Below are 2,272 nucleotides of genomic sequence, written 5' to 3' on the forward strand. Positions count from 1 at the left end.
CGGGGGCGGGCGCTCCCGACGGTGGGTCGAACGGGGCCGCGTCGACGGTGCCCGGCGAGGCGGTCCCGGGGTCGAACGGCGCGGTGGCCGGGGTGGTCCCGGTGCCGGGGGCGGGCGCTCCCGACGGTGGTCCGGGCGGTGGTTCGGCGGGCGGTACGAACACAAGTCCCGTTCCGCACCCGGGCGGTGGAGTGGGCGGCTCCGGCGGCGCGGCGGGCTCCGGCGGTACCGGCGGGGCGGGCGGCACCGGGGAGGGCAGGTCCGGCGGGGGCTCGGCCGGGGGGCCCACGACCACCCCGAGCAGCCGCCCGTCCGGCACGCCCGCACCGGAGCACAGCTCGCCCGCCGCGACCGTCCCGCCGGCCCCGGACCCGTCCTCCGGCAGCTCCGGTTCCTCGGCACCGAGCCCGCGCGCGGCCGGGCATTAGTGGATTGAGCAGGGCATTTGCCTCCGATCCCCAGGTTCGTCTATGGTGGTAGATCGTTCGTTTGATCCATTTGACTGGCGCCCTATTCCCATCTGGCGCCCTTGGCGCGTTCCGGCGATCCGTGGCTGACCGCATAGAGGCGGTTGTGAAACAGAACCCCGGACTTTGGCGCGTGCCACTTCCGGAAGGTTTTGCATGTCTCTCGTTGACGACGCCCGCTTCGCCATGCCCGCGAACGAGGCCGCCGCCGATGTCACCGACTCCGACGACACCATCGACACCACCGCGGACGAGGTGATCGCCGAGGCCGAGGAGGCCACCGAGGAGGCGGCCGCCGAGCCCACCATCACCTTCGGCGACCTGGGCCTGCACGACGACGTCGTGCGTGCCCTCGCCAAGCGCGGTGTCACCACCCCGTTCCCGATCCAGGCCGCGACCATCCCGGACGCCCTGGCCGGCAAGGACGTGCTGGGCCGTGGCCGCACCGGCTCCGGCAAGACCCTGAGCTTCGGCCTGCCGCTGCTGACCCGCCTCGCCGACGGCGAGCGCACCAAGCCCAAGCACCCGCGCGGCCTGATCCTCGTCCCGACCCGCGAGCTGGCCATGCAGGTCGCCGACGCCCTGGAGCCGTTCGGCTCGGTGCTCGGCCTCAAGCTCAAGGTCGTCTGCGGCGGTACCTCGATGTCGAACCAGATCTACGCGCTGGAGCGCGGCGTCGACGTCCTGGTCGCCACCCCCGGCCGTCTGCGCGACCTGCTGAACCGTGGCAGCGCCAAGCTGGCCGACGTCCGGACCGTCGTGCTCGACGAGGCCGACCAGATGGCCGACATGGGCTTCCTGCCCGAGGTCACCGAGATCCTCGACCAGGTGCCGAGCGGCGGCCAGCGCCTGCTGTTCTCCGCCACCCTGGAGAACGAGATCGACACCCTGGTCAAGCGCTACCTGAAGAACCCGGTCACCCACGAGGTCGACCCGTCGGCCGGTGCGGTCACCACCATGACCCACCACATCCTCGTGGTGAAGCCCAAGGACAAGGCGCCGATCACCAACGCGATCGCCGCCCGCAAGGGCCGCACGATCATCTTCGTCCGCACCCAGATGGGCGCCGACCGCGTCGCCGAGCAGCTCATCGAGGCCGGCGTGAAGGCCGACGCGCTGCACGGCGGCATGACCCAGGGCGCCCGTACCCGCGTCCTCGGCGACTTCAAGGACGGCTACGTCAACGTCGTCGTCGCCACCGACGTCGCCGCCCGTGGCATCCACGTCGACGGCATCGACCTGGTCCTCAACGTGGACCCGGCCGGCGACCACAAGGACTACCTGCACCGCTCCGGCCGCACCGCCCGTGCCGGCCGCTCCGGCGCCGTCGTCACCCTGGTGCTGCCGCACCAGCGCCGCGGCGTCTTCCGCCTGATGGAGGACGCGGGCGTCGACGCCAGCCGCCACATCCTGGACCACGCCTTCGACGCGGAGGTCGCCAAGATCACCGGCGCCCGTTCGCTGACCGAGGTCCAGGCCGAGAGCGCCGCCAACATCGCCGGTGCCGCCGAGCGCGAGCTCGCCGACATGACCCGCCAGCTGGAGCGCGCGCAGCGCCGCGCCACCGAGCTGCGCGAGGAGGCCGACCGCCTGTCCGCCCGTGCGGCGCGCGAGCGGGCCGAGCTGGGCATCGAGGACGAGGAGCCGGCCGCCGAGGCCGAGTCCGTCGAGGCTTCGGAGACCGTCGTCGAGACCGCCGCCCCGGTGGCCGAGGAGCGCACCCCGGCGTACCGCGAGGCGCGCAACGAGCGTCCGGCGTTCGGCCGTGACCGTGACCGCGACGACCGCGGCGGCCGTTCCGGCGG

At 73.3% G+C, this 2,272-nt stretch carries 1 protein-coding gene; it reads left to right on the plus strand.

Annotated features, from left to right (window positions below; all coding sequences use genetic code 11):
• Positions 1–623: 623 nt before the first annotated feature.
• A partial coding sequence (locus ACIQOV_RS03500) for a DEAD/DEAH box helicase (RefSeq protein WP_401044371.1) occupies positions 624–2,272 on the plus strand: 1,649 nt, incomplete at its 3' end.

The sequence above is a fragment of the Kitasatospora sp. NPDC091257 genome (genome assembly GCF_044757675.1).
Taxonomy (GTDB): domain Bacteria; phylum Actinomycetota; class Actinomycetes; order Streptomycetales; family Streptomycetaceae; genus Kitasatospora; species Kitasatospora lactacystinica.